The organism is Halomonas sp. BN3-1 (assembly GCF_003056325.1).
Taxonomy (GTDB): domain Bacteria; phylum Pseudomonadota; class Gammaproteobacteria; order Pseudomonadales; family Halomonadaceae; genus Halomonas; species Halomonas litopenaei.
On sequence record NZ_PYVV01000015.1, the window covers coordinates 135,915 to 151,249 of the forward strand.

Genomic DNA, 15,335 nt, shown 5'->3' on the forward strand with positions numbered 1-15,335 from the left:
GGACCAATTTTTGCCCTTTCAGGCACTTCCCTCACATTCTCTCCCCCGACAAGACGCCCGGCAGTGCCAGCTCTCTGTACCAGCTCTCTCTACCAGTTCCCTCTGCTAGCTCTCTACCAGCTCTCTCTACCAGCTCTCTCTACCAGCTCTCTCTACCAGCTCTCATTACCGGTTCTCTCTGTCAGCCCTGTAGGCCGAGACGGCCTGCTCTCTGGCAGACAGCTCCTGGCAGAGCGCTTCGGCAAACGCCTTCACCCGCCGGGGTTGGTCGCGAGCGGGAGGAAACATCAGCTGCAAGGGCTTGGGCGGCGCCGCCACGTCCTCGAGCAGTGGCACCAGCCGTCCCTGTTCAAGGTCTTCCTGGACGTCCAGCTCGGACTTGAGGCAGATGCCATGACCTTCCACCGCCCACTGGCGCACCAGTGAGCCGTCGTTGGCGATCCGATTGCCCTTTACCGTCACCTGCTGCGGTGCGTCCTCAGGCCCAAAGCTCCAGACGTTGTCCAGCGCCGCACCAAAACGCATCACCAGGCAGTTGTGCTGTGCGAGTTCCGTGGGAGTGCCAGGAACGCCATGGCGCTCCAGGTAGGTAGGGGCGGCACAGACGATCCGGCGAAACGATCCGAGCTGGCGAATGCGCAGGCTGCTGTCCAGCACTTGCCCGAACCGAACCGCCAGATCGAAGCCCTGACCGACGATATCGGTGAAACCGTCCGACAGCGACAGTTCGAGCGATACGTCCGGGTTTTCGCGGGCAAAGTTCGCCATCACCTGGGACACCACCCCGCGGCCCAGGTCGATGGGCACGCTGATGCGAATCGGCCCGGACAGGGTCTGGGCGCCATGACGAATGCGAGATTCCAGCTCCTCAAGCTCTGCCAGCACCTGCTTGGCGCCCTCGACCAGGGTACGGCCTTCTTCGGTGAGGCTGATGGAGCGGGTCGTGCGATTGATCAGCACCACGCCGAAGTACTGCTCCAGCGACGCCAGGCGCTCGGACACGGTGGTACTGGAAAGCCCCGTCTCTCTGGCCGCCGCCACCAGGCTGCCCTTTTCCACGATGGTCAGAAAGAGGCGCATGTTGTGAACGAGCATTATTCGGATTCTCCGGATTTATTTTTCGAATATAGGCGGTTTATCCCCCCAACCCCAGCCGATACCGTTCATCGCCTCACTGCTGGGCCGGTAACCATGCTCCTCCCTGCGGTGCCTTGAACGAGGCTTCGGTTGCCGACCCTCGCATTCCGAAGATCCGGCCCCTGCCGTCCATCCAGCGTCTTTTCAGGAGTGACCCCATGCGCTTATCTGCTCTTCCTTTGCTTGCCACCGGCGTCGCGATGGCAACGCTCTCGATCGCCGGCCCGGCCAGCGCCGCCACCGAGGTGGTGCTGCGCTCGGAGGTGACGCCACAGCCGCTGAACCCTGCCAGAGGCGACGCCAGTCCCCAGGCCAGCGTGCTGTGGGGCGACATCACCAAAGATGTGCCCAGTGGCGCCATCATCGAGTTCAAGGAAGGCTTTGCCTCGCCCCCACATATTCACAACATCACCTACCGTGCGGTCGTCATCGAGGGTGCCGTGCACAATGATGACCCGGATGCCGCCACCATGTGGATGGGTCCGGGGTCGTTCTGGACACAGCCGGCTGGCGAGGACCACATTACCTCCGCCATCGCCGAAGAAGGCGCCACCATCTTTCTGGAAATTCTGAAGGGCCCCTACCTGGTCCAGCCCTCGGACCAGGCCTTCGACAATGGCGAGAAGCCCGTCAACCTGGAAGCCGGCAATATGGTCTGGCTAGATGCCGATGCCATCAACTGGCTCGAGGTACCCGGCCAGTCGCAGGAAAATGGCGCCGAAGTGGCCTTTCTCTGGGGAAGCACCGCGCCCGGAGAAGCCAACGGCTCCCTGCTGAAGATCCCGGCAGGAGCCTCGGGGACCATCAGCGGGGACGGTGATACCTTGCGCGCGGTTGTCATCCAGGGCGACGCCGAATTGAGCGGGGCCGATTTTCAGGGCTCGTCACCGCTTCCCTCTGGCAGCTATTTCAGCGCGAATGACGACTCGGCTCCGCTCTTGACCTGCACCTCGGACGCCGAATGCCTGTTCTACGTGCGCACGGATGGCAGCTTCGACTTCGCGTCGCGCTGACCTGCTGACGCCTCGCGTTCGCCATGCCCCCGGCCTCCCGGCCTCCTGGAAAAACTCGTGCGGCCTCGATACCGCGCCTCAGCCCTCCCGGGCCGCTCGGTGCTGCCGCCCGGCCCGGCCGGGGGGCGCTGCGCATGGTGAAGGCATCGCCGAGGCAGGGTAAGGCATCGCCGGAGCACCACCGCGACGCGGCCCTTTCAAGCCCTGGCTTAGGCCCTGCAGCGAACCGCGCTATCTGCGGCGTGGCGCTTGCCTTAAGCTGGTGCCGGGGCCATCAACGTCACCGGGAGCCTAGTGAATGGACACAGATGGACTACGCCTGTTTGTACTGGCGGCCGAGACGCTGAATATCAGCGCAGCGGGACGCCAGCTCGGCATCGCGCCGGCGGTCGCCAGCGCTCGACTATCCAAGCTGGAACATCAGGTCGGTGCCGACCTGCTGCATCGCTCAACCCGCAAGGTATCGTTGTCCCAGGAGGGCGCGGCCTTTCTTCCCTTCGCCAAGGAGATGCTGGCCCAGGAGGACGCCGGGCTCGCCGCCCTCGGCAAGGACAGCGAAGAGGCGACCGGGCGCCTGCGATTCGCCGCCTCCAGCACCTTCGCCCAGCTCTATGTCGCACCGATTCTGCCGGAATTTCTCGAACGCTATCCCAGCGTCAGCCTGGAGTTGCGACTATCGGATACCCAGACCAACCTGATCGAGGGTGGGTTTGACCTGGCCTTGCGCAACTATCCGATCGAGGACAGCAACCTCAAGGCGCGCAAGCTGGCCGACGACAAGCGCGTACTGTGTGCCTCCCCCGACTACCTGAACCGCCACGGAGTGCCCAGGACGCCGCGGGACCTGCAAAGCCATCGGCTGGTGGCCTTTCAGGGTGGCACGCCGCGGGCGTTATCAAAGAACGGGATGCGCACCCCTCACACCTTTCCCCCGGCCGGGGCCAAGCCCCGCGTGACTTGCGACGATGGCGCCAGCATGAGGGTGGCCGCGGTGGCGGGCACCGGCATCACCATGCATGCGCTCTGGAGCATCCACAAGGACCTGGAACAGGGAACGCTGGTCAGGGTTCTGCCCGACCACGAGGTCGACGATCATTCCGCCATCTGGCTGGTTTACCCGAAAGCCAACGTGCTGACCGCCAAGGTGCGGGTGTTCATCGACTTCCTGCTGGAGAAGATCGGCACACCACCGACCTGGGACAGGCACTGACAGCACTACGCTCTACTAAGCCCTACTACGCCGTAGCCGGCGCGCACTGTCAGCGATTTCCATAAACTGATTCCCGGGTCATGGCGTTTTTTTCCAAGGCGGCATCGGCAATCCTGTAGGCATTGATCCACACCCCCTACAGGAGACCGACAATGTCCACCTCATCGATGTCCGCCATGGTCCTCAACCGCTACGGCGAGGACGCGCCGTTCGAATCCGCCACCCTGTCTCGCCCCCAGGTCAGCGCCGGTCAGGTGGTGGTGCGTATCGCCGCCACCAGCGTCAACACCATCGACACCATGATCCGTCAGCTGGGCCAGGAGGAGCTGCCGATCGCACCGGATCTGCCCGCCGTGCTCGGCATGGACTTTGCCGGCACCATCGAGGAAGTCGGCGAAGGCGTGACCGGCTTCGCCCCGGGCGATGAGGTCTACGGCTGCGCCGGCGGGCTCACCGACCTGCAGGGCAGTCTGGCCGAGTACATGCTCGCCGACGCCCGACTGATCGCGCACAAACCGCGTTCCCTGTCGATGCGTGACGCCGCGGCCCTGCCGCTGGTCGCCATCACCGCCTACGAGGGCCTGACCCGCGCAGGCGCAGGAACCGGCGATAAAGTACTGGTGCATGGCGGTGCCGGTGGCGTCGGCCATGTGGCGGTGCAGCTTGCCCGCCATCTGGGGTGTGAGGTCTACGCCACCGGTTCGGGAGAGCATCAGCGCGAACTGATCGAAGGCTTCGGTACCACCGCCATCGACTTCAAGACCCAGAGCGTCGATGACTACGTCAACCAGCACACCGATGGTGCCGGCTTCGACGTCATCTTCGACAGCGTCGGCGGCCCCAACCTGATCAACTCCTTCAATGCGGTCAAGGTCAACGGCCAGGTGGCGACGACCATGTCGCTGGCCGAACTGGACATGACGCCGGCGCACTTCAAGGGCGCCTCGCTGCACGTGATCTTCATGCTGATTCCGATGATCCACAACGTCGGTCGGGAAGTGCACGGCACCATCCTGTCGACGCTCGCCGAGATCATCGATTCGGGGGCACTGACGCCGCTGGTGGACGACAATCGCTTCGCCCTGGCCGACGTCGGCAAGGCCTACGCCCACCTCACCTCGGGCAAGGCCGTCGGCAAGGTGGTCGTGGAGGTCGAGGGCTGATCAGGAAAACCAGCGCTTCAAGGTGGCGCTGGCCCTGTCCTTGTGCTCGTCCTTGACGTAGGCCGCCACGGTCATCAGCGCCACCGCCAGCATGCACATGTCGTCGGTGTAGCCGACCAGCGGGGTCAGATCCGGCAGGGCGTCCAGCGGTGAGATGAAGTAGCCGAGCGCACCGTAGATGGTGGTCTTGGCCCACACGGGGGTGTCCTTGTCCCGGGCGGCGTAATAGAGCGTCAGCGCCCGGGACAGGGTGACCTCGCCGGCGGCCTTGGCGTAGCGCCCGACCTTGGCCCAGAAGCGCTCGTCGGAATAGTGGCCCTGGTGCTCTTCGATCGGCTCTCCGGCCAGGATGACCTGCTGGGTTGTCTCGTCTTTCATTGTTTCCTCCCGTTGCGCCGTGGCATCGCCCGCTGCCCCTCCCTGAGCCGGCCCCAGTCGGCGATACCATTATCGGCGATACCTTTATCGCCGATACCTTTATCGCCGATACCATTGTCCTAGTGAAGCAGGACTCACGGTGTCGGTTCAATGGTGTCGCCCTGCCCCGTGCCTGCGCCAGCATCATCGGATGTTTCGTGTCGATTGTTGCCGCAAACGAAAAAGTGATTCCGCCGCGAGCCTCTTTTTCCCGCCCCTGACGGCGCCACACTCCATTACAACGATTAGGGCTTGTCTGAAAAGTGCCTGCGCTCGGTAATACGGCGTTAAAAATCGGATCAAAATGCTCATTTACACCCCGTAAACTGCGCTTTCTCACCGATTTTTGCCTTGTCTAACCTTCGCTCGTCGACTTTTCGGACAGCGCCTAGCGTTCTATCGAACTGATACGCCTCCCCTCGAGGCAGGAGCCAAGATGAGCTTGCAACGACTGACCAGTGGCCCCTTGACCCTGGGTCTGGAGCTGGCGCTGGACAATGACTGGAGCCCCGCCGGTGAAGCCGCCCGCCTGCGCGATGGTCGCGCCTTCGGCGTCCCCGATCTGAGCGAACACCTTAACCGTGTCCAGCTGGCCGATCGGCTCGGCTTTCGTGCGCTGTGGCTGCGCGATGTACCGCTCTACGACCCGCACTTTGGCGATGCCGGTCAGGTGTTCGAGATGTTCACCTACCTGGGCTATCTGGCGGCGTCCACGCAGCGTGCACTGTTGGGCACCGCCGCTGCGGTGCTGCCGCTGCGCATGCCCTGGCTGGTCAGAAAGGCCGCCGCCAGCGTACAACAGCTCAGCGGTGACCGGCTGCTGCTGGGTGTCGCCAGCGGTGACCGTCCGGTGGAATATCCGCTGTTCGGAATACCCTTCGAGCAGCGCGGTGAGGCCTTCCGCGACGCCGTCGCGGTGCTGAGGGGCGATCAGGATGCGCGGCTGGACGCCGGCCAGGCGCTGCTGCCGATGGCGACGCCACCGCCCCTGCTGGTGGCCGGTCTGGCCCAGCAGCGCCCGGACTGGGTCGGCCAGCACATGGATGCCTGGCTGGCCTACCCCGGCACGCCGGAGGACCACCGCCGTCGGGTCGGCCTGTGGCGCGAGGTGGCCGGCGACAAGCCCTACGTCAGCTTCCTGCACCTGGACCTGGCCGAGCGCGCGGACGAACCGCCTCGCCGCCACCGCTTCGGGCTGAGGGTCGGCAGCCAGGGATTGATCGCCGAGCTCGAGGCCATGCAGGCCGCCGGCGTCAATCACATCGGCCTGAACCTGCGCCGCAACCAGGCGCCGGTGGAAGAGACCCTGCATCGCCTGGCCGAGGAAGTGTTGCCGGCCTTCGATGCTGGCTAGGCTCACCGTGCAGCGACGTGCGAATAACAGCCGGCTCGTCACCCTGGCCACTCTCAGGACGCCAGACCCATCCCTCCAGCGCCCTTGCCGTACATCTCGGCAAAGCCGGGGATGCGTGCCTCCCACTGGGGTGGCGAGCCGACCATCTCGCGCAGAATCTCGATAAAGCGCCGGGTACGCAGCGGCATCTCGCGGTGGGGATAGAGCAGCGTGATGACGCCGAACTCCGGCAGTGCCAGGTCGGTCATCAGCGGCACGATACGTCCGTCGCTGACTTCGTTGTACATGGCGAAGGCCGGCAGTACCCCGATACCCATGCCTTCCATCACCCCGCGCTTGATCACCTCGGCCTCGCTGGTGCGCACCTGGCTATTGAGCGGCAGCTTCTGCTCCCGCCCCTGGTCATCCAGGTAAGGCAGATAGTCGAGCTGGAACTGCTGTGAGCTGAAGGTCAACGCCGGCAGCCGGGCCAGGGTGGCGAGATCTCGTGGCTCGCCATGACGCTCGATAAAGGCGGGACTGGCGCCGATCAACAGATGATTGGGCGCCAGTGGCGAGGCCACCAGATTGGAATCCTTCAGGTCGCCGACCCGCAGCACCAGGTCGTAGCCTTCACCGATCACGTCGACCCGACGCTCTTCCAACTGCAGGTCCACCTGCACATCGGGATAGTGCTGACGAAAGCGTCTCATGGCCTCGAAGCCCAGGCAGCGGCCGAGGATGCCCGGGGCGCTCACCTTGAGCCGTCCGCTCGGCATCTGCTGCAGGTTCTCCGCCAGCGCCTGGGTGTGGTACATCCAGTCACGCAGCTCACGCCCCTGCTGCACCATGGCCTGCCCCGCCTGGGTCAGTGACAGCGAGCGCGTCGAGCGATTGAGCAGGCGCACCCCCAGCTCCTGCTCGAGGCGCGCGATATGCTTGGACACCACCGAGCGATCCAATTCGCGGCGCTTGGCGGCCTCGGAAAAGCTGCCAAGCTCGGCCACATCGACCAGCAGCAGCAGACGACTCGGTTGGTCCATGAAGGTCTCCACAGAAGGTACAAGCGCACAGATGCGTGCATATTTGGCATCAATAATGTGCGACCAACCGGTCTAATACAAGCCTCGATCGAGGATTACACTGGCGAACCTTTTGCTCAGGAGTCGCCAGATGTCCGACCAACGCCCCCCGTGCGACCCCCAGGTGGTGTCGCCTGCCCCCTCCCCTGCGCTTGCCGTATCGCCACCGCAGTCTGACGACCAGCCTGCTCGAGGGGGTGCCGATAGCGCTGGCCGCACTGGACATCGCAAGGCGAGTCGCACGGCACGTCGTACAGCACCGCGTAAGACACCTCGTGCAATACGTCGCCTGGCCCGTGGCCTGGGGCTCGCCGCCCTGGCGCTGTTGCTGGCAGCCTGCCAACCCGGCGAAGGTCAGGGAGGACAGGGTGACGCTGCCGATGGCGCGGGCTCTGCGCCCGCGCCTCGGGTCGAGGTGGTCCAGGCGGTGCGTCAGCCGGTCTCGAACTGGTATCGCTACACCACCCGCCTCGAGGCTCCCGAGCGTGTCACCTTGCGCCCCCGGGTCACCGGTCAGGTCGCCGAGATCCTGTTCGAGGAAGGCTCCCTGGTCGAACAGGGCCAACCGCTGGTTCGCCTGGACCTGGCGCCCTTCGAGGCGCGGGTGCGTGAGCTGGAGGCGGGACTTGCCAGGGGCCGGGCCGAACTGGCCCGCGCCAACGGTGAGGCCAACCGTGCCAATCAGCTGGTCGGGCGCAACCTGATGGCCCGCGAGGAAGCCGAGGCCCGGCGCGCCAGTGCCCAGGCCCAGAATGCCGAGGTCGCCTCGCTGCAGGCACAGCTCGACAGTGCTCGTCTCGATCTGGCCCACGCCGAGGTCAGCGCACCGATCAGCGGTCGCGTCTCCCGCGCCGACCTGACGGTGGGCAACGTGGTCAGCGCCGGCCAGAGCGTTTTGACCACTATCGTCAGCACCGACCAGGTCGACGCCTACTTCGATATCGACGAGCGCAGCTGGAACCGCGACTTTGCCGAGATCACCGCCGATCAGGGCTGGCCGGTAGAACTGCAGCTGGCCGGCCAGGACGACTTCGCCTACCAGGGCGAGCTCGACTTTATCGACAACCGGGTCGATGAGGCGACCGGCACCCTGAGGGTGCGAGCTCGCTTCGACGCCGGGCATCCCTCGCTGCGCCCCGGCGCCTTCGCCCGGGTGCGGATCGCTGCCGCCCGCCATCGCGATGGGGTGCTGGTGCCCGACCGCGCCATTGGCACCGACCTCGACGCCAACTTTGTACTGGTCGCCGACGAACAGGGCAAACTCGCCTACCGCAAGGTCACCACCGGCGCCCGCTTCGGGGCCTGGCGCGAGATCAGCGAAGGGCTCGAGGGCGGTGAGTCCGTGGTCGCCGCCGGTCCTTCGAAGTTCGGCCCCGGCATGGCGATCTCTCCTGCGCTGGTCGACGGCCCCGACCGCGCCCCGCTGGAGCAACTGCGAGAGCGTACCCGTCGCCTGGCCGAACGCCTCGACGCCAAGCACCTCGATCAGGAGCCTGCGCGCACATGAACCTGTCGAACTTCTTTATCCGACGCCCGGTGTTCGCTGCGGTGCTGTCGATCCTGATCGTGGTGGCCGGAAGCCTGGCGCTGTTCAAGTTGCCGGTCTCTGAGTATCCCGAGGTGGTGCCACCCACCGTGGTGGTCAAGGCCAACTACCCCGGCGCCAATCCAGAGGTTATCGCCAAGACCGTGGCGACCCCGCTGGAGCAGGAGATCACCGGGGTCGAGGGCATGCTGTACATGGACTCCCAGTCCACCGCCGACGGCAACCTGACGCTGACCGTGACCTTCGCCCTCGGCACCGATCTGGACCAGGCCCAGGTCAACGTCCAGAACCGAGTGGCCCGCGCCACGCCTCGCCTGCCCCAGGAGGTCCAGGCGCTTGGGGTGACCACCGAGAAGTCGTCGCCCAACCTGACCATGGTGGTCCACCTGACCTCACCGGATGGGCGCTACGACCAGCTATGGCTGTCGAACTTCGCGCGGCTGAACCTGCAGGACGACATCGCACGCCTCGAGGGTGTGGGTGACGTCGGCCTGTTCGGGGCCGGCGAGTACGCCATGCGGGTGTGGCTAGACCCGGACGCCATCGCCTCCCGGGGCCTCGGCGCCAGCGACGTGGTGGCGGCGCTGCGTGAGCAGAACCAGCAGGTCGCCGCCGGCAGCCTGGGCGCCCAGCCGGCCCCGCGCGAAAGCCAGTTCCAGCGTCTGCTCAACGTCAAGGGACGGTTGTCCTCGCCTGAAGAATTTCGCCAGATCGTGATCCGGGTGGACGACGACGGCCGCATCACTCGTCTGGGCGACGTCGCCCGGGTGGAGCTCGGCGCCGACCAGTACGCCCTGCGCGCCCAGCTCGACGGCAAGGACGCGGTGGCCTTGCCGGTGTTCCAGCGTCCGGGCTCCAACGCCATCGCTCTGTCCGACGGCGTGCGCAACTATATGGCCGAGGCCGCCAAGTCCTTCCCCGACGGCGTCGACTACGACATCGTCTACGACCCCACCGTGTTCGTGCGGGGCTCCATCGAGGCGGTGGTGCATACGCTGCTGGAGGCGGTGCTGCTGGTGGTGGTCGTGGTGGTGCTGTTCCTGCAGACCTGGCGAGCATCGCTGATTCCGCTGATCGCGGTGCCGGTCTCGCTGATCGGCACCTTCGCGGTGATGCAGCTGATCGGTGTGTCGATCAATACGCTGTCGCTGTTCGGCCTGGTGCTGGCCATCGGCATCGTGGTGGACGACGCCATCGTGGTGGTGGAGAACGTCGAGCGCAATATCGAACTCGGCCATTCGCCTTATGAAGCCACCCGCATCGCCATGAGCGAGGTCACCGGGCCGATCATCGCCATCGCCCTGGTGCTGACCGCAGTATTCGTGCCGACCGCCTTCATCAGCGGTCTGACCGGCCAGTTCTACCAGCAGTTCGCGCTGACCATCACCATCTCGACGCTGATCTCGGCGTTCAACTCGCTGACCCTGTCACCGGCGCTGTCGGCGCTGTTGCTCAAGCCCCACGGGGCGAAGCCCGACTGGCTGACCCGGCTGATCGACGCCGTGTTCGGCCGCTGGCTGTTCAGCCCCTTCAACCGCGCCTTCGCTGCCATGTCGCGGGGCTACACCGGGCTGATTCGTCGCCTGCTGCGCTTCGGGCTGATCGTCGGTCTCGGCTACCTGGCGCTGCTGGGACTCACCGGCAAGCTGTTTCAGGAGGTCCCCGGCGGCTTCATTCCGTCCCAGGACAAGCAGTACCTGGTGGCCATGGCCCAGTTGCCCGACGCCGCGAGCCTCGAGCGCACCAGCGAGGTGCTCGCCGAGATGCAGGAGATCGCCCTGGCAACGCCGGGGGTAGCCAACACCGTGGCCTTCCCCGGTCTTTCGGTGAATGGCTTCGTCAATGCCTCCAACTCGGGCATCGTCTTTACCCCGCTTGCGCCCTTCGACGAGCGCCAGTCGCCGGAGCTTTCGGCCGGCGCCATCGCCGCCCGCCTCAATGCCCAGTTCGCCCAGATCGACGAGGCCTACGTGGCGGTGTTCCCGCCTCCGCCGATCCTTGGCCTCGGCACCACCGGGGGTTTCAAGCTGCAGCTGCAGGACCGCGGCAACGTCGGCTTCGACGGGCTGTTCGAGGCGACCCAGGCGGTGGTCGGCGCCGCCAATCAGGACCCGCGGCTGGCCGGTGTCTACTCGAGCTATCGCATCCAGGTGCCGCAGTACGACGTGGAGGTGGACCGCGAGCAGGCGCTGGTGATGAATGTCTCGCTGGATGCGGTGTTCGACACCCTGCAGATCTACCTGGGGTCGCTCTACGTCAACGACATCAACCGCTTCGGCCGGACCTATCAGGTACGCGCCCAGGCCGACGCCGAATACCGCCTGGACGCCGAGGCCATCCGCCAGCTCAAGGTGCGCAGCAACGACGGCCGGATGATTCCGCTGGGCAGCTTCGTCGAGATCAGCCCGACCACCGGGCCGGACCGGGTCATGCACTACAACACCTTCGTCAGCGCCGACATCAACGGCTCGCCGGCGCCGGGCATGTCCAGTGACCAGGCCAAGCAGGCGATAGAGGAAGTGCTGGCCACCACCCTGCCGGCCGGCGTGGCCTACGAGTGGACCGAGGTCACCTACCAGCAGGTGCTGGCGGGCAACACCATGATCTACGTCTTCCCGCTGGTGGTGCTGCTGGTGTTCCTGGTGCTGGCGGCCCAGTACGAGAGCTGGTCGCTACCGTTCTCGATCATCCTGATCGTGCCGATGACGCTGCTGTCGGCCATGGCCGGTGTGTGGCTGACCGGCGGCGACAACAACATCTTCACCCGCATCGGCTTGATCGTGCTGGTGGCGCTGGCCTGCAAGAACGCCATCCTGCTGGTGGAGTTCGCCCGCGAGCAGCAGAGCCAGGGACAGTCGCGACTGGACGCCGTGCTGACCGCCTGCCGCCTGCGCCTGCGGCCGATCCTGATGACCTCGGTGGCCTTCACCGCGGGCGTCATCCCGCTGATGCTGGCCTCAGGTGCGGGTAGCGAAATGCGTCAGGCGATGGGCGTGGCGGTGTTCTACGGGATGATCGGGGTGACCCTGTTCGGGCTCTTGCTGACCCCGCTGTTCTATGTGGGCGTGCGTCGCCTGGTGGAACGTCGCCGGCCACGCTCAGGCGATAGCGATACCGCGTCACCCGAGGCGACATCACCCTCCGCCTCCTGAGGCCCTGTCCGCTGCCGAGTCTGGCGTTGCACCAACGTCGGACTCGGCAGGCGGCCCACCATTGGCGGACGTGCATCAGCGGCGCGTCATCCTTCCGGCAAGTCGTGTCTCGATCAGGGCAGGTGCGCTTCGATCAGAACAGGCGCGCCGCTATCAGGAACGCCGCAGCGCTTCGATCGAGCGGGCCATATCGTCGGCCAGGGCGTGCACCGCCTGGCTGTCGACCTCGCGCTGGGCGTAGGCGCGAAGGCCCATCACCTCGGCCTGCAGCCGCCGCCCCAGGCGTACCGGGTCGGCACTCGGTTCAAGCTCGCCGGCGTCCTTGGCGGCGCAAAACTGATCGACGAAGCAGGCTTCCATGGCCTCGAGCAGGGCCTCGGCCTTGCCCAGCGCCGCCTGCTCTCGCTCGCCCAGCTCCAGCAGGCTCTTCACCAGCATGCAGGCCCGGCTGGGCAATTCCTGGTCGCGCAGACAGCCCAGCTTGCGCAGGTAGGCGGCCAGCCCCGACAAGGGCGAGTCGTACTCGGCCAGGGTACGCTCGAGCTCGACCAGCCCGAGCCGGGCATAGCGTTCCAGCGCCTCCTGAAACAACGCATCCTTGCTGCCGAAGGCGGCATAGATGCTGCCCGGCCGCATATCGAGGGTGCGTTCCAGGTCCTTGAGCGAAGTAGCGTGGAACCCCTTCTGCCAGAACAGGTGCAGGGCACGTTCCAGCGAATCCTGACGGTTATGTAGTGTCGCGCGCGGCATGGATGGGTCCGGTGTCGTGGCCGGTACGGCCTTCAGAAAATTGAGCAACTGCTCAAATTTTAACTTGAGTGATCGCTCAGGTATAGCTAGAGTATGCCCGAACGGCTTTCAGCAGCGTCTGCTGCGGCCAATTTTGAGCAATCGCTCAAAAAAAATCGGAATCAATGGCGCGTGCAACGCACTGGGTATGCAACGCACCAGTCTGCAACGGCCTGCGGCTTTGACCCAGGCGCCATCACACAGGAGAACCCGATGACCGACTTTAGCCTCCACGACAAGCAAAGCGCCCCCGAACAGAGCCAGGCACTGCTCGACAACTCGGTCAACGCCTTCGGCATGATCCCCAACCTGCACGCGGTCATGGCCGAGGCGCCGGGCCTGCTGGAAGGCTACCAGCGCCTGCACCAGCTGTTTCTGGATTCCTCCTTCGATGCCGAGGAAACCACCGTGGTGTGGCAGACCATCAACGTCGAGCACAACTGCCACTACTGCGTGCCGGCCCACACCGCCATCGCCAAGCAGATGGACGTGGATGACACCGTCTCCGACGCGCTGCGCAACGAGGACCCGCTGCCCAACGAGCGCCTCGAAGCGCTGCGTACCTTCACCCTGTCTGTCGTGCGCGAACGTGGCAATGTCGATGACGACGCCGTGCAGGCCTTCCTCGACGCCGGCTACACTAAGCGCCAGGTGCTCGAAGTGATCCTGGCGCTGTCCCAGAAGGTCATGAGCAACTACACCAACCACCTGGCCAACACCCCGGTGGACGAACCCTTCGCCAAGTTCAACTGGAACAAGGCCGAGTAAAGACCACCCTATCGACAGGACGCTACTGTGGCGTCCTGTCGTGGTGACTGGTCGTGGTGACTGGCCGAGGCCACCGAAGGCCCCGTCGGTCGCGACGGACTCGATCAAGGAGACGCCATGACTGCCCCAGAACGCCCCGACGTGCTGGTCTTCGACGTCAACGAGACGTTGCTCGACCTGACCCACCTTGAGCCGCTGTTCGATCGGCTGTTCGGCGACCCTGCGATGCTGCGCGAATGGTTCGCCCAGCTGATTCTCTACTCCCAGTCGATGACCCTCTCGGGACTCTATACGCCCTTCGGTCAGCTCGGCGCTGGCGCCCTGCGCATGACCGCCGACATCCACGGGGTCACCCTCGAGCAGAACGATCTCGACGAACTCGGTGAGCGCATCGGCTCCATGCCGGCGCATCCCGATGTGGCCCCGGCACTCGAGCGGCTTCGCCAGGCCGGCTTTCGCCTGGTCACCCTGACCAACTCGGCGCCGGGCGCTGGCCCCACGCCGCTGGAAAAGGCAGGACTGGCCGAGTATTTCGAGCGCTCGTTCAGCGTCGACCAGGTCAAAAAGTTCAAGCCCGCGCCGGACACCTACGCCCAGGTCGCCGAGGCCATGCAGACACCGCCATCGAGACTGTGCCTGATTGCCTGCCACCTGTGGGACACCATCGGCGCCCAGGCCGCTGGCTGGCAGGGCGCGCTGGTGCTCCGACCCTACAACGCCATGTTGCCGGCAGACGGCGTCCCGGTCCCGGACTACAGCGTCGACGATATCGGCAAGTTGGCGGATCGCTTGATTGGTTCCTGATCAAGCAGCTCCGCTACTTGATTCGGCGGCCAGTCCCGCAGGCCGGGCCTGGTACTGCCTCCCGAAGACACCTTGCGAAATCACATTCTTTGCTCTAACATGCGCAGCCTCTCGACGCCGCATCCCCTGCGGCATCTGCGCGCCCGTAGCTCAGCTGGATAGAGTACCTGACTACGAATCAGGTGGTCGGAGGTTCGAATCCTCCCGGGCGCGCCATCGATTGTCTTTCCTGTATCTTGTCTGTCTTTTCTTTCTGGCCTTTCTGTCTGGCTTTTCTGTCTAGCCTTTCTATCTGACCTTTCGTTCGACGCCCTTCCGATCTTTGTACCGACGTCGACCGCGTCATCAAAACACTTTTTTACAAAAATACGACAATCCGGCAACTCCTTGTATTTGGCGCGAAACGTCCGCCAACATCGGACTTTCTCGCCGCAATGAGACGCTTTCTCGCCTTACCCTGATTATCCTCCCCCGCCTTACCTCTTCTGTTGCACTGAATCGTCAACAACTCCTCCTATACTCGAGCGATCGGGCTCCCTCGGAGCCTCTCATCGCGTCAAATCACTGGTCATCGTGGTACGTGACCGGGTCAGGGAGACAGACGGTGTTCGCATTCAATCCTTATCGCAACAGAGCGCAACGCTGGAGCGGCTATCTAGCGGCCAGCCTTATCATGACGATGTCCACGTCGGTGCTTGCCCAGGAGAATGACTCCCAGCAGCAGGACAACGGAAACTCGTCCAAACCCAACATCCTGGTGCTGTGGGGCGACGATATCGGGCAGTCCAATATTTGGTTCATCGCAGATTAGCGTGAAACGGGCAAGGCGCGTGAGGACAGGCAGGATAGAGAAACGGCGGTAAATCCGAGTAAGCTGATATTCGCCAAAACGTCAGCCTACGGACACCGCCGTTGCCATGG

The 15,335-nt window shown here is 64.7% G+C and carries 13 protein-coding genes and 1 tRNA gene; 10 read left to right on the plus strand and 4 right to left on the minus strand.

The genetic code is table 11. The features are described from left to right. Window positions 1-165 precede the first annotated feature (165 nt). The gene (locus C9F12_RS18870; protein WP_108449849.1) at window positions 166-1,095 is read right to left on the minus strand and encodes a LysR family transcriptional regulator; all 930 of its coding nucleotides are present in this window, start codon (window positions 1,093-1,095) and stop codon (window positions 166-168) included. Between the two features lie 200 nt (window positions 1,096-1,295). On the opposite strand from C9F12_RS18870, the gene C9F12_RS18875 reads away from it, so the two are divergent. The 3 genes from C9F12_RS18875 (at window position 1,296) to C9F12_RS18885 (ending at window position 4,523) form a co-directional block, all read left to right on the plus strand. Next, entirely contained in the window at window positions 1,296-2,150 is an 855-nt protein-coding gene (locus C9F12_RS18875; RefSeq protein WP_108449850.1) for a DUF4437 domain-containing protein, read from the plus strand. A gap of 298 nt (window positions 2,151-2,448) precedes the next feature. Then, on the plus strand, window positions 2,449-3,360 hold the full coding sequence (locus C9F12_RS18880; protein WP_108449851.1) for a LysR family transcriptional regulator: 912 nt from the start codon (window positions 2,449-2,451) through the stop codon (window positions 3,358-3,360). A 152-nt stretch (window positions 3,361-3,512) separates the two neighbouring features. Then, window positions 3,513-4,523, plus strand: coding sequence for a zinc-dependent alcohol dehydrogenase family protein (locus C9F12_RS18885; protein WP_240184295.1), 1,011 nt, complete (start codon window positions 3,513-3,515; stop codon window positions 4,521-4,523). On the opposite strand, the gene C9F12_RS18890 is transcribed toward C9F12_RS18885, so the two are convergent. Then, window positions 4,524-4,901: a YkvA family protein gene (locus C9F12_RS18890; protein WP_108449852.1), complete on the minus strand. Its 378-nt coding sequence runs from the start codon at window positions 4,899-4,901 to the stop codon at window positions 4,524-4,526. Between the two features lie 475 nt (window positions 4,902-5,376). On the opposite strand from C9F12_RS18890, the gene C9F12_RS18895 reads away from it, so the two are divergent. After that, window positions 5,377-6,294 (plus strand): TIGR03571 family LLM class oxidoreductase, encoded by a 918-nt coding sequence (locus C9F12_RS18895; protein WP_108449853.1) that lies wholly within the window; start codon window positions 5,377-5,379, stop codon window positions 6,292-6,294. A gap of 53 nt (window positions 6,295-6,347) precedes the next feature. Here C9F12_RS18895 and C9F12_RS18900 read toward each other — a convergent pair whose 3' ends face one another. Continuing rightward, window positions 6,348-7,316: a LysR family transcriptional regulator gene (locus tag C9F12_RS18900; protein WP_108131424.1), complete on the minus strand. Its 969-nt coding sequence runs from the start codon at window positions 7,314-7,316 to the stop codon at window positions 6,348-6,350. 130 nt (window positions 7,317-7,446) lie between these two features. Here C9F12_RS18900 and C9F12_RS18905 point away from each other — a divergent pair, with 130 nt between their 5' ends. Beyond that, complete coding sequence (locus tag C9F12_RS18905; protein WP_108449854.1) at window positions 7,447-8,862, plus strand: efflux RND transporter periplasmic adaptor subunit; 1,416 nt, start codon at window positions 7,447-7,449, stop codon at window positions 8,860-8,862. Beyond that, the gene (locus tag C9F12_RS18910; protein WP_108449855.1) at window positions 8,859-12,053 is read left to right on the plus strand and encodes a multidrug efflux RND transporter permease subunit; all 3,195 of its coding nucleotides are present in this window, start codon (window positions 8,859-8,861) and stop codon (window positions 12,051-12,053) included. Before C9F12_RS18905 ends, C9F12_RS18910 begins: the two co-directional genes overlap by 4 nt. 153 nt (window positions 12,054-12,206) lie before the next feature. On the opposite strand, the gene C9F12_RS18915 is transcribed toward C9F12_RS18910, so the two are convergent. Next, complete coding sequence (locus tag C9F12_RS18915) at window positions 12,207-12,803, minus strand: TetR/AcrR family transcriptional regulator (RefSeq protein WP_108449856.1); 597 nt, start codon at window positions 12,801-12,803, stop codon at window positions 12,207-12,209. 252 nt (window positions 12,804-13,055) lie between these two features. Here C9F12_RS18915 and C9F12_RS18920 point away from each other — a divergent pair, with 252 nt between their 5' ends. From C9F12_RS18920 to C9F12_RS18935, 4 genes are all read left to right on the plus strand, one after another. Beyond that, window positions 13,056-13,610, plus strand: a complete 555-nt coding sequence (locus C9F12_RS18920; RefSeq protein ID WP_108449857.1) for a carboxymuconolactone decarboxylase family protein — start codon at window positions 13,056-13,058, stop codon at window positions 13,608-13,610. 117 nt (window positions 13,611-13,727) lie between these two features. Continuing rightward, entirely contained in the window at window positions 13,728-14,414 is a 687-nt protein-coding gene (locus C9F12_RS18925) for a haloacid dehalogenase type II (protein WP_108449858.1), read from the plus strand. 139 nt (window positions 14,415-14,553) lie between these two features. Beyond that, window positions 14,554-14,630, plus strand: a tRNA-Arg gene (locus C9F12_RS18930). A gap of 388 nt (window positions 14,631-15,018) precedes the next feature. Continuing rightward, a complete protein-coding gene (locus C9F12_RS18935; protein ID WP_108449859.1) occupies window positions 15,019-15,225 on the plus strand; it encodes a hypothetical protein in 207 nt (68 codons plus the stop codon). Window positions 15,226-15,335: the final 110 nt, after the last annotated feature.